The sequence below is a fragment of the Ligilactobacillus pobuzihii E100301 = KCTC 13174 genome, assembly GCF_000349725.1.
GTDB classification, from domain to species: domain Bacteria; phylum Bacillota; class Bacilli; order Lactobacillales; family Lactobacillaceae; genus Ligilactobacillus; species Ligilactobacillus pobuzihii.
Window position 1 is genome coordinate 1 of record NZ_KB714692.1, and the last position, 456, is coordinate 456.

Annotated in this window: 1 protein-coding gene; it reads left to right on the forward strand. The window is 42.5% G+C overall.

Going from position 1 to position 456, the window contains the following annotated elements:
• Positions 1-456: IS982 family transposase (locus LACPOB_RS13345; protein ID WP_017867521.1), on the forward strand; the 456-nt coding region annotated here is incomplete at both ends.

Genomic DNA, 456 nt, shown 5'->3' on the forward strand with positions numbered 1-456 from the left:
GCCTACAAATGACGACCAACATGCAATCACAACGTAAATTTTTCGCATGGGCTAAGCTGTTTATCCCGAATCAGGTTACCTTTGACCGCACTCGATTTAATCGACGGGCACATCAACTTTTGCCTGTCATTATAGCGCTGCGTCACGGTTTAACCCAGGAATACGCACAAACTGGGCAAATCGCAATCATTGACAGCCTGCCCAATCCCTTGTGTCAAAAAGTTAGAAATAAGCGTGTCAAAATTTTTTCTGAAATAGCCGATATCGGGTACAATGCCACCAAAACCATGTATTTTTACGGGCTCAAAACCCATGTAGCTGTGACAACCACTGGTTACATTTTAAACTACGATATAACACCGGCTTCAGTTCATGATACTAAAGCTGCGTCAACTTTAATTGACGGTTGTCCTTGTCCCTTTGTTTTAGGTGATGTAGGTTATGTTGGTCAAAGTC